General features: G+C 74.2%; 19 protein-coding genes. 11 read left to right on the forward strand and 8 right to left on the reverse strand.

The window, feature by feature from the left end; translation table 11 throughout:
* Nucleotides 1–109: 109 nt before the first annotated feature.
* Together alc and allB are read right to left on the reverse strand one after the other, a co-directional pair.
* Complete coding sequence (gene alc / locus ACZ51S_RS08020; RefSeq protein WP_468479107.1) at nt 110–1237, reverse strand: allantoicase; 1128 nt, start codon at nt 1235–1237, stop codon at nt 110–112.
* Nucleotides 1238–1239: 2 nt separating this feature from the next.
* On the reverse strand, nt 1240–2583 hold the full coding sequence (gene allB, locus ACZ51S_RS08025; protein WP_468479108.1) for an allantoinase AllB: 1344 nt from the start codon (nt 2581–2583) through the stop codon (nt 1240–1242).
* Between the two features lie 325 nt (nt 2584–2908).
* Here allB and ACZ51S_RS08030 point away from each other — a divergent pair, with 325 nt between their 5' ends.
* Together ACZ51S_RS08030 and ACZ51S_RS08035 are read left to right on the forward strand one after the other, a co-directional pair.
* Complete coding sequence (locus ACZ51S_RS08030; RefSeq protein WP_388942849.1) at nt 2909–3712, forward strand: IclR family transcriptional regulator; 804 nt, start codon at nt 2909–2911, stop codon at nt 3710–3712.
* 136 nt (nt 3713–3848) lie between these two features.
* A complete protein-coding gene (locus ACZ51S_RS08035) occupies nt 3849–5384 on the forward strand; it encodes a hypothetical protein (protein ID WP_468960125.1) in 1536 nt (511 codons plus the stop codon).
* On the opposite strand, the gene ACZ51S_RS08040 is transcribed toward ACZ51S_RS08035, so the two are convergent.
* A complete protein-coding gene (locus tag ACZ51S_RS08040; RefSeq protein ID WP_468479110.1) occupies nt 5362–6042 on the reverse strand; it encodes an ABC transporter ATP-binding protein in 681 nt (226 codons plus the stop codon). The two genes, ACZ51S_RS08035 and ACZ51S_RS08040, sit on opposite strands and share 23 nt — an antisense overlap.
* Entirely contained in the window at nt 6039–7127 is a 1089-nt protein-coding gene (locus tag ACZ51S_RS08045; RefSeq protein WP_468960127.1) for an ABC transporter permease, read from the reverse strand. The genes ACZ51S_RS08040 and ACZ51S_RS08045 overlap by 4 nt, the downstream gene beginning before the upstream one ends.
* Before the next feature lie 134 nt (nt 7128–7261).
* Between ACZ51S_RS08045 and ACZ51S_RS08050 the strand changes: the two genes are divergently transcribed.
* The 3 genes from ACZ51S_RS08050 to ACZ51S_RS08060 all read left to right on the forward strand — a co-directional run bounded on the left by ACZ51S_RS08050 (nt 7262) and on the right by ACZ51S_RS08060 (nt 9585).
* The gene (locus ACZ51S_RS08050; RefSeq protein WP_468960129.1) at nt 7262–8446 is read left to right on the forward strand and encodes a sensor histidine kinase; all 1185 of its coding nucleotides are present in this window, start codon (nt 7262–7264) and stop codon (nt 8444–8446) included.
* Nucleotide 8447: 1 nt separating this feature from the next.
* Nucleotides 8448–9077, forward strand: a complete 630-nt coding sequence (locus ACZ51S_RS08055) for a response regulator (RefSeq protein WP_468479113.1) — start codon at nt 8448–8450, stop codon at nt 9075–9077.
* A gap of 142 nt (nt 9078–9219) precedes the next feature.
* Nucleotides 9220–9585: a peptidoglycan-binding domain-containing protein gene (locus ACZ51S_RS08060; protein WP_468479114.1), complete on the forward strand. Its 366-nt coding sequence runs from the start codon at nt 9220–9222 to the stop codon at nt 9583–9585.
* A 10-nt stretch (nt 9586–9595) separates the two neighbouring features.
* On the opposite strand, the gene yczR is transcribed toward ACZ51S_RS08060, so the two are convergent.
* Nucleotides 9596–11083, reverse strand: coding sequence for a MocR-like transcription factor YczR (gene yczR / locus ACZ51S_RS08065; protein WP_468802390.1), 1488 nt, complete (start codon nt 11081–11083; stop codon nt 9596–9598).
* Between the two features lie 89 nt (nt 11084–11172).
* Here yczR and ACZ51S_RS08070 point away from each other — a divergent pair, with 89 nt between their 5' ends.
* The 3 genes from ACZ51S_RS08070 to aceB all read left to right on the forward strand — a co-directional run bounded on the left by ACZ51S_RS08070 (nt 11173) and on the right by aceB (nt 13918).
* A complete protein-coding gene (locus ACZ51S_RS08070) occupies nt 11173–11394 on the forward strand; it encodes a hypothetical protein (protein WP_468802389.1) in 222 nt (73 codons plus the stop codon).
* On the forward strand, nt 11337–12038 hold the full coding sequence (locus ACZ51S_RS08075) for a nucleotidyltransferase family protein (RefSeq protein ID WP_468960132.1): 702 nt from the start codon (nt 11337–11339) through the stop codon (nt 12036–12038). Before ACZ51S_RS08070 ends, ACZ51S_RS08075 begins: the two co-directional genes overlap by 58 nt.
* A gap of 251 nt (nt 12039–12289) precedes the next feature.
* Nucleotides 12290–13918: a malate synthase A gene (gene aceB / locus ACZ51S_RS08080; protein ID WP_388942873.1), complete on the forward strand. Its 1629-nt coding sequence runs from the start codon at nt 12290–12292 to the stop codon at nt 13916–13918.
* 292 nt (nt 13919–14210) lie between these two features.
* Here the strand turns inward: aceB and ACZ51S_RS08085 are convergent, their stop codons facing one another.
* Nucleotides 14211–15407 carry an acyltransferase family protein gene (locus ACZ51S_RS08085; protein WP_468802387.1) on the reverse strand — a complete coding sequence of 399 codons (1197 nt, stop codon included), beginning with the start codon at nt 15405–15407 and terminating at the stop codon, nt 14211–14213.
* Nucleotides 15408–15719: 312 nt separating this feature from the next.
* On the opposite strand from ACZ51S_RS08085, the gene ACZ51S_RS08090 reads away from it, so the two are divergent.
* From ACZ51S_RS08090 to ACZ51S_RS08100, 3 genes are all read left to right on the forward strand, one after another.
* Nucleotides 15720–16949 (forward strand): glycosyltransferase 87 family protein, encoded by a 1230-nt coding sequence (locus ACZ51S_RS08090; protein WP_468960134.1) that lies wholly within the window; start codon nt 15720–15722, stop codon nt 16947–16949.
* Nucleotides 16950–17249: 300 nt separating this feature from the next.
* Nucleotides 17250–18530 carry a GDSL-type esterase/lipase family protein gene (locus ACZ51S_RS08095; protein ID WP_468479120.1) on the forward strand — a complete coding sequence of 427 codons (1281 nt, stop codon included), beginning with the start codon at nt 17250–17252 and terminating at the stop codon, nt 18528–18530.
* Between the two features lie 40 nt (nt 18531–18570).
* Nucleotides 18571–19173, forward strand: a complete 603-nt coding sequence (locus ACZ51S_RS08100; protein WP_468479121.1) for a 3'-5' exonuclease — start codon at nt 18571–18573, stop codon at nt 19171–19173.
* A 6-nt stretch (nt 19174–19179) separates the two neighbouring features.
* On the opposite strand, the gene ACZ51S_RS08105 is transcribed toward ACZ51S_RS08100, so the two are convergent.
* Nucleotides 19180–20247 carry a saccharopine dehydrogenase gene (locus ACZ51S_RS08105; protein ID WP_468960137.1) on the reverse strand — a complete coding sequence of 356 codons (1068 nt, stop codon included), beginning with the start codon at nt 20245–20247 and terminating at the stop codon, nt 19180–19182.
* A gap of 366 nt (nt 20248–20613) precedes the next feature.
* Nucleotides 20614–22593: an ATP-binding protein gene (locus tag ACZ51S_RS08110; RefSeq protein WP_468479123.1), complete on the reverse strand. Its 1980-nt coding sequence runs from the start codon at nt 22591–22593 to the stop codon at nt 20614–20616.
* Nucleotides 22594–22721 lie beyond the last annotated feature (128 nt).

Genomic DNA, 22721 nt, shown 5'->3' on the forward strand with positions numbered 1-22721 from the left:
GCCCGGCCGCCCCGGGAACGCCTGTGGGGCGCACCGCGTGCGGTGCGCCCCACAGGGCCGTGCCCGTGCCCCGGGGGTGTCGGCCCCCGGAGCGGTCGGCCGGGGCGGGTCAGCCGCCCAGCTCCTGGTGGCGGGCGGCGTGCGCGGCCGCGCCGCCCTCCGTCAGCGAACCGAAGAGGCGCAGGCGGGAGAAGCCGCCGTCCGGGAAGATGTCGATCCGCACGTGGGTGCCGACCGCCGGGGCGTCCAGCACGAAGCGGTGGTTGGTGTCGGGCTGCAGGCGGGTGCGCGGCAGGAACTCCTGCCACTCGCCCTCCTCGCCCGTCTTGACGGACAGGGAGGCCCAGCCGGCCGAGTTGCCCTTGAGGTAGGCGGTGTCGATCTCCACGGCGCGGATCTCGGACTCGGCGACGAGCCGGTAGCGGATCCAGTCGTTGCCGTTGTCGCGGCGGCGGGCCGTCTCCCAGCCGTCGTCCATCTTGCGGGACCGGCCCGGGTTGATGGTGTTGGCGGGCGGGGAGTAGAAGCGGTTGGACGCGTCCTCGACGGAGCCGCCGTTCTCCAGGGCGACGACGTCGAAGGTGCCCAGCGCGGCGAGCCACCGCGGGTCGGGGCGGACCTCGCCGTAGACGCGCAGACGGGCGATGCCGCCGTCCGGGTGCTGGTTCAGGCGCAGGTGCGTGAAGCGCTGCTCGGCGTTGACCTCGAAGCCGTTGGCCGCGTGACCGCCGACGGGGGTGCGCTCGACGAGGGTCGTCCACTTGACGTCCTCAGAGAGCAGCTCCTCCGCGGTCGGGGAGCCCGGGACCGAGGCGCCCTGGACCGATACGGCCTGGGGCATGTTGCCGCGGAAGTGGGCGGTGTCGACGACGATGCCGCGGATGACGCCGGGGGCGCCGAGCCGGATCAGGGCGTAGTCGTGGTCCTCGGCGGTCGGCCACGGCTGCTCGGCGGACACGCCGCGGCGGCGGCGGGTCTCCCAGCCGTCCATGACCTTGCCCTTGTGCCCGAAGTGCTCGGGGTCGAAGTGCGGGGCCTCGCTGATGAGCAGGTTCTCCCGCTCGGCGAAGAACTCGTCGTTGGCGGCGATGACGCCGGCGCCCAGCTCGCGGGCCGCGAGGTTCGCGTACTGGGTGAAGGGGAACTCCGCGGTGCGGTAGTCCGCGAACGGGTCGCCGCCCCCGTACGGGTTCGCGTTGCCGGTGAAGGACGTCAGTCCAGTCGAACGCTGTGCCACTGTCAGTTCTGCCTTTCGAGGAGGAGGCCCGTGGGCTCGGTCGGGGTGCCGTGGTCGGCGATCTGCCTGCCGCGCAGCCAGGTGGACCTCACGACGCCGTGCAGGGTCCTGCCCGCGTACGCCGTGACCTGGTTGCGGTGGTGCAGCTCGGCCGGGTCCACGGTGAAGGTCTCTTCGGGGGCCAGGACCGCGAAGTCGGCGTCACGGCCGGCCTCGATGGCGCCCTTGGCCGCCAGGCCGGCCAGCGCGGCCGGGGCGGTGGACATCCAGCGCGCGACCTCTTCGAGGGTGCGGCCGCGCTTGCGCGCCTCGGTCCAGATGGCGGGCAGGCCCAGCTGGAGGGAGGAGATGCCGCCCCACGCGGTGGCGAAGTCGCCGGTCTTCAGGTCCGCGGTGGAGGGCGAGTGGTCGGAGACGATGCAGTCGATGGTGCCGTCGGCGAGCGCGTCCCACAGGAGGTCCTGGTTGGCGGCCTCCCGGATGGGCGGGCAGCACTTGAACTCGGTTGCGCCGTCCGGGACTTCCTCGGCGGTGAGGGTGAGGAAGTGCGGGCAGGACTCGACGGTGATCCGCACGCCCTCGGCCTTGGCGGCGGCGATCAGGGGCAGCGCGTCGGAGGACGACAGGTGCAGGACGTGCACGCGGGCGTTGAGCCGCTTGGCCTGGGCGATCAGGTTCTCGATCGCGGTGTTCTCGGCGTCCTTGGGGCGCGAGGCCAGGAAGTCGGCGTACTTGGGGCCCGGCTTCTGGGGGGCGGACTCCAGGTGGTGGGGGTCCTCGGCGTGCACGATCATCAGGCCGCCGAAGCCGGTGATCTCGGCGAGGGAGGTGGCCAGCTGCTCCTGGTCCAGCTGGGGGAACTCGTCCACGCCGGAGGGCGACAGGAAGCACTTGAAGCCGTAGACGCCGGCGTCGTGCAGCGGGCGCAGGTCCTTGACGTTGTCCGGAAGGGCCCCGCCCCAGAAGCCGACGTCCACGTGCGCCTTGGTCCGGGCGACCTCCTGCTTGACGCGGAGGTTCTCCACGGTGGTGGTGGGCGGCAGGGAGTTGAGCGGCATGTCGAGGATGGTGGTGATGCCACCGGCCGCGGCGGCGCGGGTGGCCGTCCAGAAGCCCTCCCACTCGGTGCGGCCGGGGTCGTTCACGTGGACGTGCGTGTCCACCAGGCCGGGGAGCAGCACGTCGTCGCCGAAGTCCTCGAGCCGGGCCCCGGCCGGTACCTCCGCGTCGTGCGCCAGCACGGCCGTGATCTTCCCCGCGGCGACGGCCACCGAGGCGGCGCGCGTCCCCTCGGGGGTGATGACGCGCGTCGAGCGCAGTACCAGTTCCACTGCGGCGTCGGCCACCGGAACCTCCCCATCTACTTCCACAGAGCGAAATTCAACGTTCTGTTGACGGAGTCTTCACCCCGATCCGGGGCCAGTCAAGAGCGTCGGGACGGACGGACGGCCCGTTCGCATCCCGATTGGATGTTTCCACAGGATGGAATTAAGATTTCACCATCCAGAATGTAGCTATCGCCACGGGCATCCGGGCGGGTAACTTCCGGAGGACGTCCACCCCCGGACAAACCACCTCTGACCGGCGCGGACGGCGAGGCCCGGATCTAGGGCCGCAGCCCGCCGACCGGTAGGCTGCTCCCTTGCCTGCCAGCACCGAAAGGACCGCGCCGTGCCGACGTCCAGCGCCAGCACCACCGACGCTTCCGCCAAGCCCACCGCCGGCGGCGGTGGCGTCCAGTCCCTTGAGCGCGCCTTCGATCTGCTCGAACGCATGGCCGATGCCGGCGGCGAAGTCGGTCTCAGCGAGCTCTCGGCCGCCAGCGGCCTGCCGCTGCCCACCATCCACCGCCTGATGCGGACCCTCGTCGCCTGCGGGTACGTCCGCCAGCAGCCCAACCGACGGTACGCCCTCGGGCCCCGCCTGATCCGCCTCGGCGAGTCCGCGTCGCGGCTGCTGGGCACCTGGGCCCGCCCGTACCTCGCCCGGCTGGTCGAGGAGACCGGCGAGACGGCGAACATGGCCCTGCTCGACGGCGACGAGATCGTCTACGTGGCGCAGGTGCCGTCCAAGCACTCCATGCGCATGTTCACCGAGGTCGGCCGCCGGGTGCTGCCGCACTCCACCGGCGTGGGCAAGGCCCTGCTCGCCCACACCCCGGCCGACGAGGTCCGCGCCCTGCTGGCACGCACCGGCATGCCCGCCGCGACCGAGAAGACCATCACCACCCCCGAGGGCTTCCTGGAAGCCCTGGAGCAGGTCCGCCGGGTCGGCTACGCGGTCGACGACAACGAGCAGGAAATAGGAGTCCGCTGCCTCGCCGTGTCGGTGCCCGACTCGCCGACCGCCGCCGCGATCTCCATCTCCGGTCCGGCGGGCCGGGTGACCCAGGCCGTGGCCGAGTCCTTCGTACCGATCCTCCAGGGCGTCGCCGCCGAGCTGTCGGTGGCCCTGCAGAGCCAGGCCCCCGCGTAGGAGATCCGTTCGGGCGGCTCCGCGCGAGGGCGGGGCCGGCGGCGCTGGGCCGGCTGGTGGTCCGCGATGGCGGGGTGCGGCCCGGCGGGGCAGCGTGGGGAGGCAACTGCCCGTCTCCCCGCCCCGAGGTCCGACCATGGTCACGAACCCCGTCACGGTGCCGAGCCCGCCCGATGCCCCGCCGGGGTCCGGCGCCCGCCCGGGGCGGCGGCGCGATCTCGCCTTCCTGGCGCCCGTCGCCGCCGTGTACGCCGTGGCCCAGCTGCTCCTGGCCGTGCCGGGCACCGGACTCGGCTGGGACGAGACCGTGTACGTCAGCCAGGTCTCGCGCGATGCCCCCGCCGCGTTCTTCAGCGCCCCCCGCGCCCGCGGGATCACCTACCTCGTCGCCCCCGTCGCCGCCCTCACCCCCTCCGTCACGGTCCTGCGGATCTATCTGGTGCTGCTGTCGTCGGGGGCGCTCCTGCTCTGCCTCTGGGTGTGGCGGCGGCTGCTCCCCGCGCCCGTCCTCGCCCTGGCCGGAGTGCTCTTCACCGGCCTGTGGCCGACCCTGTTCTACGGCTCGAGGGCCATGCCCAACCTCTGGGTGGCCTTCGGAGCCCTCCTGACCGTCGGCTGCTTCCTGCGGGCGGCCCGCGATCCTGGTGACCGCCTGGCCCTCGCGGGGACCGTCGCCGGGGCCGCCCTCGCCGCGCTCATGCGCCCCTCCGACGCGGTGTGGCTCGTCCTGCCCCTGGCGTGCGCCGCGTGCGCCGTCCGCACCGGGAGGCGGCTCGCGCTGGTCGTGGCGCTCGCCGTGGGCGCGCTGCTCGGAGCCGCCGAGTGGATCATCGAGGCCGAGCTCCGCTACGGCGGCCTCCTCGCCCGGCTGCACCGCGCCGGCGAGATCCAGGGCGGCATCGGCTGGCACCCCGCGTTCGGCGACCACCTGCGCGCCCTGGGCGGCCGTACGCTCTGCCGCCCGTGCGACGGGCCCGGGTCCCACCCCCTCACCGCCCTGTGGTGGTTCGTCCTGCCGCCGGCGGCCGCCGGCGGGCTCGTCGTCGCGTACCGGACCGGGCGGCTGCGCGGGGTCCTCGTACCCACGGTGGCCGCGCTGTCGCTCGCGGCGCCGTACCTGCTGACGATCGGGTACGCGGCGCCCCGCTTCCTGCTGCCCGCGTATGCCCTGCTCTCCCTGCCCGTCGCCCTGTGCCTGGCCAGGCTGTTCCAGCGGGCCCGCACCCGGCCGTTCGCCCTCGGGGCGCTCTGTCTGGCGCTGGCCGCGCACCTCGCACTCCACCTCGCCCTCACGGCCACCCTGGGGGCGCGCGGCAGGGCCAGCCGGACGGCCTTCACCGCCGTCGCCGCCGACCTGCGGGCCCAGGGGGTGCGGCCGCCCTGCCTGGTCAGCGGCGCGGAGGCGGTCAGGGTGGCGTTCCTCGCCCGGTGCGCCTCGCGCCAGGTCGGGGGTCACGACGGCAGCATCACCGCGGGCGGGCTCGCCACCCTGGCCCGGACCCGGCCCGCCGCGGTGCTGGTGGCCGGCGGGTCGCCACCGCCCGCGTGGGCGCGGGGCTGGCGGACGCTGCTCCTGCCGGACTTCCCGGGCCGGCGCGGCCACCTGGCCTACCTGTCCCCCTCGGCGCGGCCCGACGGGCGCGGGGGAGCTACGCGGGAACCGACGCGGTGAGGCGGCCGTCGGCCATCGTCGCCGTACGGTCCATCCGGTGCAGGTGGGCCCGGTCGTGCGTGACCAGCACCGTGGCGGTGGAGCGCTCGCGCGTGAGGGCGACCAGCAGGTCGAGGACCGCCGCGCCGCGCTCGTGGTCGAGGGCGCTGGTCGGCTCGTCCACCAGCAGGACGGCCGGCTCGTTCATCAGGGCCCGGGCGATGTTCACGCGCTGGCGCTGGCCTCCGGACAGCTGGTGCGGGCGCTTGTCGGCCTTGTCGGCCAGGCCCACCGCGTCCAGCAGCTCCAGGGCGCGGCGGCGCGGCTGCCGGGAGGGGCGGCCCGAGAGGTGGGCCATCACCTGGAGCTGTTCGGCGGCGGTCAGCGAGGCCAGCAGGTTGGGCTGCTGGAAGACGATGCCGATCTCCTCACGGCGCAGGGCCGCCTTCTGCGCGGGACCGAGCCGGCTGGTGTCCCGGTCCCCGACCACGACCCGGCCCGAGTCCGGGGTGACCAGGGTGGCCGCCACGGCCAGCAGGCTGGACTTCCCCGAGCCCGAGGGCCCCACGATCGCGGTGAGGGAGCCGGCCGGCACCTCCAGGGAGACCGCGTCGAGCGCGGTGAGACGGCCGTCCCCGTCGGGGTAGGTCAGCGTGACGTCGTCGACGATCAGGGTCATCGGGCACTCCCCAGGGCGGTCAGCGGATCGACGGCGGTGATCCGCCGGATGGACAGGGCCGCGCCGAGGGCGCCGAGCAGGATCATGATCCCGGCGGGGACCAGCACGGTGGCCGCGTCGAGGACGAAGGGCACGTCGCCGCCGCTGATCAGGACTCCGGCGCCGGCCGCGAGCCCCGTACCGGCACCGGTGCCGATCGCCAGCATCACCACGGCCTGGCCGAGGGCGTCCCCGAGCAGGTAGGGGGTGGAGGCGCCGAGGGCCTTCAGCACCGCGATGTCACCGCTGCGCTGGATCGTCCAGACGGTGAAGAACGCCCCTATGACCAGGGCGGAGATGGCGAAGAGGAAGCCGCGCATCAGCTGGAGCGAACCGTTCTCCGCCTGGTACGACCCCATGGCGCCCAGGGCCTCCTCGACCGTCAGGGCCTTCGTGCCCGCCGCCCGGTCACCGGCGGCCCAGTCCACGTCCCCGGAGCCGTCGAGGGCGATGACGGTGGCCACGGTGTCCGGGGAGGCGCCCGGGTTGCCCACGCGCTGCCAGTCGTCCAGGTCCGTCCAGACCACCGGGGTGTGGCTGTAGGAGGCCGTGCCCGAGACGGCGGCCACGGTCAGCTCCAGCGGACCGGCCTTGACGCGGTCACCGGCGGTGAGGCCGCCCAGCTCCTTCGCCGCCTTCTCGGTGAGCACCGCCCGGCCCCGGCCGAACCCCGCCCCGGCCGGGGCGAGCGGGCCGGCCGGCTCGACGCCGAAGACGGAGACGGCGGTGGTGCGCCCGCCCGAGACGGCGTTGGTGGTGCGGATGCCGAGTGGCTGCGCGGCCGTCACCCCGGCCCGTTCCCGCCAGGCCTTCCAGGCGCCCTCGGGCAGCTGGGACTGGGTGAAGGAGACCTTCTGGTCCCCGGCGGGCGCCGCGAAGGCCAGCCGCGAGGCGGGCAGCCCGGTCAGGGCCGAGATGTTCTCCCGGGCCAGTCCGGAGGTCAGCCCCGACAGCAGACCTACCAGCAGCGTGATGAGCAGTACGACCGAGCCCATGAGGGCGAAGCGGCCCTTGGCGAACCGTAGATCTCTCCATGCGACGAACATGTCCCCCACCTTGGTCGCGCACGCGGGCCCGGGGCATCGCGCCACGGGAGGCATCCTGCTATCGAAGGTGGCATCCGGACATCAAACTTTCGGTTGACCGGGGCCCCGGACCGCCCGCTTACGCTGGTCGGACGATGTCTGCCGCCCCGCCCTCCCGCCCCCTGCTCCCCGTCTCCCGCGTCCTGCGGCTGTGCCTGCACGCGCTGCTCCTCGGGCTGCTCGCGCTGGCCTCCGCCCGCGCCGTCGCCGGCTCCGCGCCGCACGCCGGCTGGGTGACCGGGCTCTGCGTCCTGCTGGCCGCCGTGTACGCGGCGGGCGTACGGGCCCCCGCGGTGCGGCGCTCGGCCCGGGCCGCCGCGCTGTGGCTGGCCGGGGTGGGCGCGGTGTGGGCCGCGCTGCTGGCCGTCTCCCCCGACGGGCTGTGGATCGCCTTCCCGCTGTACTTCCTGGAGCTGCACCTCCTGCGGCTGCGCTGGGGCCTGGTCGCCGTCGCCGTGACCGCCTCCGCCGCCATCGGCGCCTTCGTCGGGCACAGCGGCGGCTCCGCCGGCCCCGGGGCCTTCCTCGGACCGCTGCTGGGCGGGGCGATGGCCGTCGCCACGGTGCTCGGCTACCAGGCGCTGTACCGCGAGAGCGAACGCCGCCGCCGGCTGATCGAGGAGCTCATCGCCACCCGGGCCGAGCTCGCGGCGGCCGAGCGGAACGCGGGGATCCTCGCGGAGCGGGAGCGGCTCGCGCGGGAGATCCACGACACCCTGGCCCAGGGCCTGTCCTCCATCCAGCTGCTGCTGCGGGCCGCCGAGCGGACGCTGCCCGAGGACGCGCCGGCCGCCGACCACATCGCCCGGGCCCGCGGGGCCGCGCAGGAGAACCTCGCCGAGGCACGTCGTTTCGTACGGGCCCTCACGCCCCCGGACCTGGCGCACGGCTCGCTGGCCGGGGCGCTGGAGCGGCTGTGCTCGGGGGCCCCGGGCCCGCGGGTGCGGTTCTCGGTCAGCGGCACCCCCAGGGCGCTGCCCACCCCGTACGAGGTGGCCCTGCTGCGGATCGCGCAGTCGGCGCTGGCCAACGTGGTGCGGCACGCGGCGGCGGGGCGGGCGGAGATCACCCTGACCTTCATGGACAGCTCGGTCACCCTGGACGTGGTCGACGACGGCCGGGGCTTCGACCCCGCCGGCGCCGCCTCGGGCGGGGGCGGTTTCGGCCTGCCCGCGATGCGCGCGCGGGCCGAGTCGCTGGGCGGGCTGTTCACCGTGGAGTCGGATCCGGGCCAGGGCACCGCCGTGGCCGTCACCCTGCCGCTGCCCGTGGAGGCCTGACATGACCATCCGGCTCCTGCTCGCCGACGACCATCCCGTGGTGCGCGCCGGGCTGCGCGCGGTGCTGGACACCGAGCCGGACTTCGCGGTGGTCGCGGAGTCCGCGACGGCGGAGCGGGCGGTGGAACTCGCCGCTTCCGAGCCGGTGGACGTCGTACTGATGGACCTCCAGTTCGGGGCCGGGATGCACGGTTCGGCGGCCACGGCGGCGATCACCGCCCGTCCGGGCGCGCCCCGGGTGCTGGTCCTGACCACGTACGACACGGACGCCGACATCCTGGCGGCGGTGGAGGCGGGCGCCTCCGGCTACCTGCTGAAGGACGCCCCGCCGGAGGAGCTCGCGGCGGCGGTGCGCACGGCGGCGGCCGGACAGTCGGCGCTGGCGCCGGCGGTGGCGCTGCGGCTGATGGACCGGATGCGCACCCCGGCGGAGGCGCTGACCAAACGTGAGCTGGAGGTGCTCCAGCTGGTCGCGGACGGGCTGTCCAACCAGCAGATCTCCAAGCGGCTCTTCCTCAGCCAGGCCACGGTCAAGTCCCATCTCGTGCACGTCTACGCCAAGCTCGGCGTCGACTCGCGCACCTCCGCCGTCGCGGCTGCCGCCACCCGCCGGCTGATCCGGACGCGGTGAGGGGGCCGGCCCCCGGCCGCGGGGCCTACGGCCCGTGGCTGACCGCCGTTGCCGCCGGGGCTTCGAGACCGTGCTCGCCGTCTGATTCCGGACGCCCCAATATCGCTTTTGCCGCACGCTCGTGATCATTAAGGTCTGGACCATGAATCGCTTACTGACACGCGCCGCGGCCTCGGCCGCACTGATCTGCTCCCTCCTCGTCGGCGGTACCGCGCTGACGGCCGGTTCCGCCGCGGCGGCCGACGGGCCCGAACTCACCGGGCTGAGCTGCGGCTACGACAACCGCACCCCGCCGCCCACCGTGGCGGCCGGAGCCAGGGGCCGCACGGTGCTCGAGGCGCGCTGCCTGCTGAACTTCTGGACGGGCCTGCAGACGACCGGGGAGGAGCCCGTGGACTTCTTCGGGCCCGACGCCGCCTCGGCCACGCGGTACTTCCAGGGCCTGCGGGGCCTTCCCGTCACCGGTGCGGTCGACGCCGCGACCTGGGCCGAACTCCGGCACGGCTGAGCCTTCCGGCTCACGCCACCCAGTGCGGCCGCTCGACCGCCGGTGCCAACGGGACGCCGTCGTGGAAGGCCGCGGCGAGGCGGCGTACGCCCTCCTCCAGGCGGTCGGGCGGCAGGGTGTACGGGATGCGCAGGCGGTGTTCGAAGGTACCCGGGTCCACGCCGAAGCGGGCTCCGCGGCCGATGTGCACCCCGGCGGCGGCCGCGCGCTCGGCGAGGGCGGAGCTGACCGGCTCGCCGAGGTCCACCCAGAGCGAGAGGCCGCCGGGCGGCAGCCGCCAGGACCACTCGGGGGTGTGCCGCTGGAGCGCCGACACCAGGGCCACCCGCTGGGTGCGCAGCTGCGCGAGCCGTTCGGGCAGGGAGCGGTCGAGGCCCTCCAGCAGCGGGAGCGCCACCAGCTGGTCGAGCACGGAGCCGGTCATGTCCGCCGAGACCCGTACGGCGGTCAGCTCGGCTATGAGCTTCGCGGTGGCCCGGATCCAGCCCACCCGGAGCCCGCCCCAGTGCGTCTTGCTGAGGGAGCCGATGGTGATCACGTGGTCGGCGCCGGACCGGGGGGCGAGGGAGGCGAGGGGCGCGGGGGCGGGGACGTCCAGCGCGATGTCCGCGATGGTCTCGTCGACCACCAGCCAGGTGCCGGTGGCGCGGGTCACCGCGAGCAGCCGCAGCCGCTGTTCCTCCGGCATCAGGTTGCCCGTCGGGTTCTGGAAGTCCGGGATCGCGTAGGCGAGCCTGGGCACGGTCTGGCGCAGCGTGGACTCGGCGATCTCCATGTCCCAGCCGGTGTCGGAGACGGCGATGGACCCGGTGCGCAGGCGGGCGTGGCGCAGGGCGTCGAGGGCGTTGGCGTAGGTGGGGCTCTCGGTGACGACCCGGTCCCCGGGCCGGCAGAGCAGGCCGGCCACCAGGGCGAAGGCCTGCTGGGCCCCGGCGGTGACCAGGATCTGCTCGGAGCGGGTGGGCAGCCCGCGCCGGGTGAAGCGGTCGGCGACGGCGGCGCGCAGGTCGGGCAGGCCGAAGGGGTGGTAGCCGGGGGTGCGGGTGAGGGCGGGCAGGCGGGGGGCGGCCCGGGCCAGGGCGTCGGCGAGGCTGCCGTCCGGGGCTCCCATCGCGGCGATGGCGAAGTCGATGCCGGGGTCGCCGTCGGCGCTGTGGCCGCCCGTCCCGAGGAGGGCGTGGGCGCCGACCGGCCCGTGCCCGTCGGGGAGCTCGGTCCAGGTGCCGGACCCGCGCCGGCTGCGGACGTAGCCGCTCTCGCGGAGCAGGTCGTACGCGCCGGTGACGGTGGCGCGGCTGGCGCCGAGGGCATCGGCGAGTTCGCGTTCGGCGGGCAGTCTGACGTGCAGGGCGATCCGGCCGTCGAGGATCAGGGTGCGGACGGCGTCGGCGAGGGCGCGGTAGCCGGGGCGGGCCAGGACCTCGGGCGGGAGCAGCGCGGCGAGCTGCCGGCTCCCCAGCGTCCTGTCCGCCGTGTGGACCACTCGTCCGTTCGCCATGCCAACCTCCCCCGATTGGCTCTGCCGGCCAGGCCAATCGGGGTCCAGACTCGCGGCATTGGCCCCCGATTGGCAAGGAGTGCTCCCCGATGCCGTACGACGTGTTCACCGACCGTGACGAACGGGCCCTGGCGGCCGCCGCCGAGAACCGGATCTCCGAGCCGCTGCGGATCGGGGCCGCTCTGGCCTCCGTACGCCGGCTGCTGGCGGGTTTCCCACCCGTTCGGGCGAAGGGGCGGCGAGAATCGCTGACATGTCAGCAGTCGAACACTCCCGCGAAGCCGGCCCCGGCCGCCCCGCTGCCGCTGTGACCCCCGCCGCCGGCCCGGCCCCCGGCGGGGCTCCCGGCGGGCCGGCCGGGCAGGACCCGCCGCTCGTCGCCGGCCTGCTCCTGGCCGCCGGCGGGGGGCGCCGGCTGGGCGGCCGCCCCAAGGCCCTGCTCCCCTACCGCGGACGCCCGCTCGTCGAGAACGCCGTGCGCGTCCTGCGCGAGGCCGGCTGCGACCCGGTGCACGTGGTGCTCGGCGCCTCGGCCGCCGAGGTGCGCGAGCGCGCCGACCTGACGGGGTGCGTGGTCGTGGACAACCCGGACTGGGCCGAGGGCATGGGTTCCTCGCTGCGGGCCGGCCTGGCCTCCCTGGCCGGTACGGGCGCCCGCGCGGCCCTGGTGTCCCTGGTGGACCAGCCGGGCATCGGGCCGGCGGCCGTGGCCCGGGTGCGGGAGGCGTACCGGTCGCCGTCGAGCCTGGTGGCGGCGGCGTACGACGGGGAGCGGGGGCACCCGGTGCTGTTCGGGGCGGACCGCTGGGCGGAGGTGGCGGCGACCGCGGCCGGGGACCAGGGTGCGCGCGTCCACCTGAGGAAACACGCCGCCGAGGTCATGCTGGTGGAGTGCGGGGACGTCGCGGCCGCCTTCGACATCGACACCCCGCCCGATCTGGCACGCCTCGTCTGAGCGGGGCGTGACGGCGGTGGCACTGAGGGCCACCGGGGAGCGGAATCTGTCGACTCAGAGAATCTCGATATCAACAAACCATTGAACTTCCACCATGAGGAAATTACTATCCACTGGTCAGAAGCGCCCTGAACCCCCAGACGGCGCCCGCGACCGTTACCCGGAACTCTCCACACCCGGCGGCACCGCGTGCCGTCCCGCGCGAGCATTCCCCGCGGCCGCAAGGCACCGCCGCTGAAGGAGTGACAGATATGTCCGCACCAGCGCCGTCCCCGCTGGCCATCGTCGACGCCGAGCCCCTGCCCCGGCAGGACGAAGTCCTCACCGATGCGGCCCTCGCGTTCGTGGCCGAGCTCCACCGGCGGTTCGCACCCCGCCGCGCCGAGCTCCTCGCCCGACGCGGCGAGCGGCGCGCCGAGATCGCCCGCACTTCCACGCTCGACTTCCTCCCGGACACCGCACAGGTCCGCGAGGGCGACTGGAAGGTCGCGCCGGCCCCGGCCGCCCTGAACGACCGCCGCGTGGAGATCACCGGTCCGACCGACCGCAAGATGACCATCAACGCCCTCAACTCGGGCGCCAAGGTCTGGCTCGCCGACTTCGAGGACGCCTCGGCTCCCACCTGGGAGAACGTCGTCCTCGGCCAGCTCAACCTCATCGACGCCTACGAGCGCCGCATCGACTTCACCGACCCGCGCACCGGCAAGGCCTACGCCCTCAAGCCCGCCGACCAGCTCGCGACCGTCGTCATGCGCCCGCGCGGCTGGCACCTCCAGGAGCGCCACCTGCGCTTCGAGGGCGGCCCGGCCTCCGGCTCCCTCGTGGACTTCGGCCTCTACTTCTTCCACAACGCCCAGCGTCTGATCGACCTCGGCAAGGGCCCGTACTTCTACCTCCCGAAGACCGAGTCGCACCTGGAGGCCCGCCTCTGGAACGACATCTTCGTCTTCGCCCAGGACTACGTCGGCATCCCGCAGGGCACCGTCCGCGCGACCGTCCTCATCGAGACCATCACCGCGGCCTACGAGATGGAAGAGATCCTCTTCGAGCTCAAGGACCACGCGGCGGGCCTGAACGCGGGCCGCTGGGACTACCTGTTCTCCATCGTCAAGAACTTCCGGGACGGCGGCGAGAAGTTCGTCCTGCCGGACCGCAACGCGGTGACGATGACCGCCCCCTTCATGCGCGCCTACACCGAGCTGCTCGTCCGCACCTGCCACAAGCGCGGCGCGCACGCGATCGGCGGCATGGCGGCCTTCATCCCGTCCCGCAAGGACGCCGAGGCCAACCGGGTCGCCTTCGAGAAGGTCAAGGCCGACAAGGACCGCGAGGCGAACGACGGCTTCGACGGCTCCTGGGTCGCCCACCCCGACCTGGTCCCGATCGCCATGGCCTCCTTCGACGCCGTCCTGGGCGACAAGCCCAACCAGAAGGACCGCCTCCGCGAGGACGTCTCCGTGGCCCCCGGCGACCTGATCGCGATCGACTCGCTGGACGCCAAGCCCACCTACGAGGGCCTGCGCAACGCCGTCCAGGTCGGCATCCGCTACATCGAGGCCTGGCTGCGCGGCCTGGGCGCCGTCGGCATCTTCGGGCTCATGGAGGACGCCGCCACGGCGGAGATCTCGCGCTCCCAGATCTGGCAGTGGATCAACGCCGGAGTCGTCTTCGAGCACGACGGAGAACCCGTGCGCGCCACCGCGGAACTGACCCGCGCGATCGCCGCCGAGGAGCTCGACGCGATCCGCGCCGAGGTCGGCGAGGAGGCCTTCGCGGCCGGGAAGTGGCAGCAGGCCCACGACCTCCTGCTCCAGGTCTCCCTGGACGCCGACTACGCGGACTTCCTCACCCTCCCCGCGTACGACCAGCTGGTCGGCTGACCTCCCGTACGGCCGGCGCCACCCCCTTCGGCTGAATCGCACAGCAGCCGAGCCCGGCTCCGCCCCCGCCGCCTTCGAGGCGACGGGGGCGGAGCCGTTGGCGCGGGTGCGGGCAGGCCGCGTTCCGTGATCGGAAGGCCGGTGGTGTGGTGTGTGCCCCGGGGAACCGCGGCGCGCCCGCCGGGGGCGGGGCCGCGCCGTAGGGCATCCACCGGGGATGCTCCGGAGCGGCCGCGGCGCAGCGGCGGTTCGGGGGCCGGGAACGGCGTACCGGCCGGCGAGGAGGGTGCGGTCAGCCCCTCGGGCGCGTGCCGCCTCCGGCCCGCACGTCCTTGCGCACCTGGGCGAAGGAGGCGTCCAGCTTCCGCTTCATCCAGGGGGCGAGCGGGCGCTCCACCAGCCGGTGCACCAGATAGGCCGCGACCATCATGATCAAGGTCACAGCGATCAGCGTCGGGTACGGGTCCAGGTACCTGCGCAGACGGGTGATCACCTGCCAGCCGATCATCTGGTGCAGCAGGTAGAGGGGGTACGTGAGCGCCCCGGCGACGGTCAGCCACTTCCACCGGATCCAGTTGAACGCACCCAGCGCGGAGGCGATGACGACCCCGTAGGCGACGGTGGTGCAGAACAGGGTGAGGGTCCAGGACAGCCGGTGCTCGGCGCCGTACTCATAGCCGTCGACCACACCGCGCAGGGAGTCCTGCGACATCAGCCAGCAGAACCCGACGATGCCCCAGAGCAGCAGGTTGGCGCCGAACCGGTACATCAGGAAGATCGCGATGCCGCCGATGAAGTACCAGGCGTAGGTGGGCTGGGCGAGCGCCGTGAGCAGCGGGGAGTCCGCCGCGGGCGCCAGCAGCGCCGCGACCCCCCAGATCCCGCAGAACGCCAGCACCCGACGGTAGGTCAGGCCGATCGCGACGAGCACGCCGAACAGCAGGTAGAAGCGGAGCTCGGCCCAGAGGGTCCAGTAGACCGGGTCCAGATTGTCCACCCCGACCGGCATGTTGGCCATGCTCAGGTTGGTGAGGATCCGTGAGACGGTCGGCCGCTGGGTGTTGTCGCCCCAGATGGTCGGCACGATCAGCAGGCAGCCGGCCGTGAGCAGTACCGCCACCCAGTAGGCGGGGAAGAGCCGGACCACCCGCGAGGTGACGAAATCGCCGACCGAACGGCCCCAGCAGGACATGCAGATGACGAAGCCGCTGATCAGGAAGAACAGCTCCACGCCGGTCCAGCTGTACGCGCCGACCAGGTGACCGGCCGGCATCAGGTCGCTGGGTTTGCCGTGCCAGACCTGCGGGAAGCGCTCGACTCCGAGCCAGTGCCAGAGCACGACCCCCATCGCGGCGATCAGCCGGAGGCCGTCCAGCACGTAGAGCCGGGGCCGCTTGGCGGGGACTGTTCCGGTGCCCTGCACCTCCCCCGGCTGGGCCGCCGAAGGCGGCGGCACGGAGACCGGCGGGGAACTGACGGGGGAGACCATCGACAACGCTTTCGGGGGCCGGTGCGGGGGATCCCCCCTCAGTACGAATCAAACAAACCCGATCAGCATACCATGGACAAAACATGACAAAAGGACCCACACCCCTGCGCGGCGGGAAGGCCCGTCGGCTTGCCTCCTGACGGCACCTCACCCCGCGGGGGCACCGGGGCCAGGAGGTAGGGTGGCCTCCGGTGGCCCTTCCAGCCGGCCCCGACTGGTTACGGCGCCGGTGGCAGCCGAGTGGCAACACCGGCCGACATCGACACCGAATGGACTCGTCCCATGCGTAGCGCGCCCGGAAGAAGACGGCGTGTGACGGGAGCCGCCGGCAGCGCTTCCGATACCGACCCGCGGCTCGTGGACTGGCTCCGGGGACGGGCACCGACGGCCCTGGTGGTGGCGGCGGTCGCCCTGCTGGCCAACGTCTACTACCAGGCCCGGACCGCGGGCAACGTCGGCCTCGACAACGAGTGGGTCATCAAGGCCGCGGAAGTCTTCAGCCAGGGCAAGCCCCCCTACGAGGAGGAACGCTTCCTCTATCTGCCGCCGGGCGTGCTGGCCGGCGTGCCGTGGCTCTGGTTCTCCCTGGAGACCCGGCTGCACCTGCTGCCCCTGGTCGGCATCGGCTTCATCCTGACCGGCTGGTTCCTCTCGCTGCGCGTCTTCCGGGTCCCGGCGCTGAGCCGGCTGTCCGTGCTGGGCGTGATCGCGCTCTGCTTCCTGGTGCCGTTCACCAATGTCGTACAGATCGGCAACTGGACCTCCGGTTACGTGATGGCCCTCCCGGCGGTCCTGCTGCTGGCCGCCGGCCGCCGCTGGGTGGCGGCCGCGGTGGTGTTCGGCGTGGCCATCAGCATCAAGCCGATCCTCGCTCCCGTCGCGCTGCTCTTCCTGATGGCCCGCCAGTTCAAGGCCCTCGCCGTCGCGGTCGTGGTGCCGGTGGTGATCGCGGTGGCGGCGGGCGCGATGATGCCCCGGCCGACGCTGTTCCTCACCAAGACGCTGCCCTACCTGCTCGGCGGCCAGGGCGGCTTCGCCGCGCCGTTCGACGCGTCGGTCCCCAACGTGCTGACGCGGCTGGGCGTGGCCGAGGGGGCGGCCGGGGCAGTGGGCGCGGCCGTGGCGGTCGTCATGGTCCTGCTGGCCTGGCTCCGCTGGCGCAAGGGCGGCCACGAGGGCCTGCGGCTGGTCGAGACCAGCACCATGCTGATGCTGGCGGCCTTCCTCGGCACCAAGCCGTCCTTCGACCACTACACCCTGATCATCCTGGTCCCGATGGCCGCGACCGTGGTGATGCACGGCGCGGCCGCGCGCTCCCCGTGGTTCTGGATCGGCTACGTCCCGATGGTCAACGGGCTGGTGCTGCCGCTCGTCTCCGCCGGGAACACCTTCAACTACCGGGTCCTGTTCACCAACCTGCTCTCGTCCGCCGCGCTCGCCTCGCGGGCCGTCGGCCGCCGCCCGGCCGGGCCCGTCCCGGCCCCTGCCCGCACCGCTCCCGACCGGGCGCCGGAGCGGCGGCGCGAACCCTCTCTCGTCTGATCTCCCGCAGCACACCGGATCCGGGCCCGCGCCGACGCGCCCGGATCCGTCGCGTCCGCGTACCCGGATCCACCGCGTCCGCGGACAGCCGCTCAGGACCGGTTCGACGGCCGGCCGAGGCCGGCTCGAAGTCCGACGGCGGAGCGGCGCGCCCGGGCGCCGGCCCTCCCCCGGCGAGGCCCACGTCAACCCGCTCCCACGGGCGGCGAACCCGGCGGCGCCCGACCGACCGGTCGGACGTTACGGCATCGTGATCTGACTGTACCTAGCGGTAACAAGTGGGCCCGTGTCACCTTTCCGATGCCACCGGCGCCGGCGGTACCCCCACTTTCCAAGCCACGCACCGAAGTTGTTGGCGACTTCGGCGTGGCCGACCGCAGGAGTTCCGCAGTGATCGGATTCCGCAAGGCCGGCGAGGGCCGGGCCGCCCCGCGTCGTGTGCGACGACTGGCCGGGGCCGGGATGGTACTGCCGCTCGCCGCCGCGCTGCTCGCCGGCGGGGCCGGGACGGCGGTGGCCGGGCCCGGTACGGGACCCACCGCCGTGGTGTCCATGGGCGACAGCTACATCTCCGGCGAGGCCGGACGCTGGAAGGGCAACAGCCTGACGAACAGCGGGAGCAGGTACGGCACCGACCGGGCGTGGGTCAGCGGCAGTTCCTACGATCCCGCCAAGGTGTACGGCACCACCGCGGGCGGGTGCCACCGCTCCGATTCGGCCGAGGTGCTGAGCGCGGGCGCCATCGCCGAGACGGCGGTCAACCTGGCCTGTTCCGGGGCGACCTCGCAGAACGTCTTCCGCGCCGTCAACGGCGGCGTGGCCTTCAAGGGCGAGGCGCCGCAGGCGGACCAGCTGGCGGCGGTGGCCGCCGGCCGCGACGTCAAGGTGATCACGCTGTCCATCGGCGGCAACGACCTCGGCTTCGCCGACATCATCAAGAGCTGCGCGTACGACTTCGTCCTGTGGGGCTCGTACTGCTACGACGACCAGCAGGCCGGGGTCGACCGGAAGATCGACGCCGTCATGGCCGACGTCGGCAAGTCGGTCGACGAGATCCGGGCCGTGATGCGCCAGGCCGGGTACGCGGACTCCTCGTACCGCATCGTGCTCCAGTCCTACCCCTCCCCCATCCCCCGGGGCGCCGAGAACCGGTACACCCAGAGCGACTGGAGCCGGCTCAACACCGGCGGATGCCCGTTCTGGAACCGGGACTCCGACTGGGCCCGGGACTCGCTCGTGCCGCAGATGGCGAACCGCATCAAGGGGGTCGCGGCGGCCAAGGGCGTCCAGTTCCTGGACCTGCGGGACATGCTCCAGGGGCGTGAGGTCTGCGCGAAGGCCAGCAAGCAGGTCAGCTCGGCCGTCCCCGCGTCGGCGAAGACGAGCGAGTGGGCGCGCTGGATCGACAACAACGAGACGCAGGGACTGGTCCAGGAGTCCATGCACCCGAACTACTTCGGCCAGCTGGCCCTCGGCCGCTGCCTGGCCCTGGCCGTGGCCCAGCCCGCCGGCTCGGCCCAGAGCTGCAAGAACACCGCCGGGGGCGACCACACCGGCATGTTCCTGGCGGCCGCTCCGTAAATCGCGGCAGGACCGTGGGGTGGGCTGTCATGATCAGGCCATGGCAGCCCGTCCCGCGCGTCCCTCCCTCTACATCTCCGTCGACATCGAGGCCGACGGCCCGATCCCCGGCCCCTACTCCATGATCAGCTTCGGCGCGGCCGTCGCCGGCCGCCAGGACGGGGCCGCGTACACGGCCGCCGACCCGGAGCGGCAGACCTTCTACCGCGAGCTGCGCCCCATCAGCGACCGGTACGTGGACGACGCCCTCGCCGTCAGCGGCCTCGACCGCGAACGCCTCCTGCGCGAGGGCGCCGAACCGGCCGCGGCGATGGCCGACTTCCGGGCCTGGGTCCGGGAGGTCTCCGCCGGCGCCCAGCCGGTGATGTGCGGCTACCCGGCCCCCTTCGACTGGACCTTCCTGTACTGGTACCTGATCGAGTTCGGCGACGACAGCCCCTTCGGCCACTCCGGCTGCCTGGACATGAAGACCCTGTACGCGACGAAGGCCCGCGTCCCGCTGCGCGCCGCCGTGAAGGGCCGCATGCCCCGCGAACTCCTCTCCGGGCGCCGCCACACCCACCACGCGCTGGACGACGCGATCGAGCAGGCGGAGCTGATGAGCAACCTGATGCTCTGGCAGCCGGACGCGGAGCTCCCGTAACCCCTCCTACGCCGCCCGCTCCGGGCCCGCCAGCGCCGCCAGCGCGGTGGTGAAGGCCGCCCGGCAGCGGAGCCAGTCCGGGTCCGGGGACGGCGAGTGCAGGGCGAGGAGCTTGGGGAGCAGGTCCGCCGAGAAGGCGCGGGCCGCCTCGGCCGGGAGGAGGGACGGCAGGTTGTCGATGGCGATCACGTCCAGCGGCGGGCCGCCCACCAGCAGGCGCCGCGCCGGGGCCGTCCAGTCGGTCAGGCGGTCGTACACGGGGAGCAGGTGCAGCTCTGATCCGGTGTCACAGGTGATGTCGGCGATCACCGAGAGCCGCCGGGGGACGCCCTCCAGGTCGGCCGGGGTCAGGAAGGGCGGCACGGGCCGGGTGGTGAGCACCGCGTTGACCAGGATGTCGTGGCCGAGGAGCGCGGCGCGGTCCAGGCGGCGGGTCGCCGTGCGGTCCCAGCGGGTGACCGGGATCCCGGCGGTGGTGAGGGCGTCGCAGGCGCCGCGGCCGCTGCGGCCGCCCGCGCCGATGACCAGCGCCCGTAACCCGTCGGGGGCCGCCGCGCGCAGGCGGGCGTCCAGCTCCGGCCGGGGCAGCGGGACCAGCGGGGCGGTGAGCGCGCCGCGGGCGTGCAGCGCGGCCAGGGCGGCGCCCGCGTACCCGGCCCAGTAGCCGAAGGCGGCCAGCCTGCGGCCCCGCGCGTCGGCGAGGTACTCCAGGTCGAGCAGGGTCCCGCCGCCCGCGGCGAACCGGCGCAGCAGCTCGGGGGCCTGCGCCTGGCCCTTGTAGGCGTGCCCGAAGTAGACGTGCCGGTGGTGCAAACGGTCGGGCGTCGGCGGGAGTTCCTTCAGGCCGAGGACGTACGCGGACCCGGGCGCGGCCCGCGACCAGGAGCCGGCCCGCGCGGTACGGCAGCCGGCCGCCTCGTACGCGTCGAGCGGGAAGACCCGGTGGACGGACTCCTCCACGGTGATCCGTACGCCCTGCCGGACGAGCCGCTCGGCGTCCTCGGGGGTCAGGGGGGCACGCCGTTCGGTGGGGCGGGTCTCACTGCGCATCCACAGCTGCGGGGTATCGGCCATCGCTGTACCACCTGTCCGGTCAGAGGGGCGGGGCAGGCCGTCCCTTCCGGTCCGGCCGGCCGGACCCGCGTGGTCCGGTGCCGTGCGCGGCGGGGCGGAGGGGCTCCCGGATACCGGACGTACCCGGGTGCCTCGACCACGCGGCGCGGGGCGGTACCGGGCGGCACGGTTCGGGTCGGGGCGGGGCGGAGTGGTTCGGGGCGGCGGGGGGCTGGGGCGGTTCGGGGCTGGCGCGATCCGGGCCGGGCCCGCGAGAGCCGGCCCGGCGCTATGCGATGTCTTTCCGCGTCCTTGACGCGGTACGCCGGATCGGCGCCGCAACTCCCGGCCCGGGGGCACCTCGCGCCCCGGCCGGTGACCCACGGCTCAGAGTTCCGGCAGCAGGTCCCTCAGCGTGCCCCGGGAACCCTCCGCGTGCGCCGCGCGGAAGGCCTCCGGGGCCATCCGCAGGCGCAGGATCCGCTCGGCGCGCGGGGCACAGGCGGCGGCCGGGCGGTGGGCGTGGACCGCGCCGAGCAGCTTCGCGGACTCCTCGTAGCGGCCGAGACCGGCCTCCAGTTCGGCCAGCAGCTCCGCCGAGAAGGCCTGCCCCAGCCGGTCCCCGAAGGCCAACTGGATCTCCAGGGCGGCCACCAGCCGGGTCCGGGCCAGCGCGGGACGGCCCTGACGGCGCTGCACGACCGCGTGGCCGTAGTCGGACCAGGACCGGGCCCACAGGTCGGCGGGACCTCCCGGAACGCCCTCCTCCACGGGCACGGACGCCGGGTCGGTGTGCGCGAGCGCCATCGTCAGGGCGGCCCGCAGCGCCTCCCGGCCCGGTCCGAACTCCGGCTCCGGCGGGAGCTGTTCGAGGGCGTCCCGGTACTCGTCGGCGGCCTCCCCCGGCCGGTCCTTCCACAGCGCCACGGTGCCCCGGGCGTGTGCGAGGTAGGCCAGGACGGCGTCCTCCCCCTCCAGTACGGCCGCGTTCCAAGCCTCCACCAGCAGCGGATCGGCCGCCTCGGGCCGGCCGGAGGCGGCCGCCAGCCAGGCCGCCAGCCACAGCGCGCGGGCCGGCCGGGGCGCCGGGTGCAGGGCGAGCGCGCGCTCCAGGTGCCGGTGTCCCTCCGTGCCCAGCCCGCAGGCCACCCAGAGGAACCACAGTGACACGGCGACCTCCAGGGCGCCCGCCGGGCCGGTCCCGGACAGCGGGTCCATGGCGAGGCGCAGGTCGGGCAGCTCCCGCAGGGCCAGGGCGCGTGCCTGCGGCTGTGCCCCCGACCGCCACAGCCAGGCGGCCCGTTCGGCGATGACCCGGCACCGCTCGTGGTGGCGCCGGGCGGCCAGCGCCGCCGCGCCGCCGGGCTCGTGCGCGAGCCGCCGGGCCTCGTGGGCCCGTACGGACAGGGGCAGCCTGTAGCGGCCCGGCTCCCCCGGCTCCGCGAGCAGGGCGGGGGCGAGCCGGCGCAGGGTGGCGGCGGCCTCCTCGGGGCCGAGTTCGCCGAAGCCGCACACCTGCGCGACGGCGGCCTCGTCGAAGGAGCCCTCGAAGACGGACAGCCGGGTCCACAGCAGCCGCTCCCCCGGCGAGGCCGGCAGGTGTGCGCGCAGCACGTCGGCCCCGCCGGCCCGGCCCGCGCCCTCGGCGAAGAAGCCGAGCGGGTCGGCCCTCAGCCTGCGCAGCGCCTCGGCCGGGGGGTACCGGCCGGCGCGGGCGGCGGCCAGTTCCAGCGCGCCGGGGATCCCGTCGAGGGCGCGGCACAGGGCGGCGACGGCCCCGGCGTTGCGGTCGGTGAGTTCGAAGCGGGGGTCGGCGCCGCGCGCCCGCTCCGCGTAGAGGCGTACGGAGGCGTACCGGGCGAGCTCCCCGGCCTCGGCGGCGGAATGCCCGCGGGCCGGATCCCGCGGTTCCGGTGGCAGGGGAAGGGGACCCACGGCGAGCTCCGCCCCCTCGTGGAATCCGAGGGTCCGCTGCGAAGTGGCCAGAATTCGCACCCGGGGTGATCGAGCCAGCAATTGCCCCGCCAGCTCCCCCGCGCGCTCCCCGAGCTGCTCGCAGCCGTCGAGGACCAGCAGGGCCCCGCAGCCGTCGAGCCGGCGCCCCAACTCCCGTGCCAGGCCGTCCCCGAGGGGGGCGGGCAGGCTTGCGAGATCGGCCCACAGCACGCCGGCTCCATGGGTGCGGTCCAGGGCCCGCGCGGTCCGCACGGCCAGCCGCGTCTTGCCGATTCCCGCTGGTCCGACGAGGCTGACCAGGCGTTCCGTGCCGAGCAGGGCGGTGGTGCGGGCGAGCTCGCGCTCCCGTCCCACGAAGCTCGACAGTTCGGCCGGCACCGCGTGGCGCAGGCTCGAACCGGGGTCCCCCACGGGTCCTCCTCCCGCTCTCCTCCAGGCACGCACGACCGCCCGGTGCCGCGGTCGGGCCTACGAGGAGAGATGATCAGGCGAAAGTAGGGTTGACCGGCCGATGGCCAGGAGAACCACCAGGGGAAGGT

It is taken from the genome of Streptomyces sp. NPDC034043 (assembly GCF_055575675.1).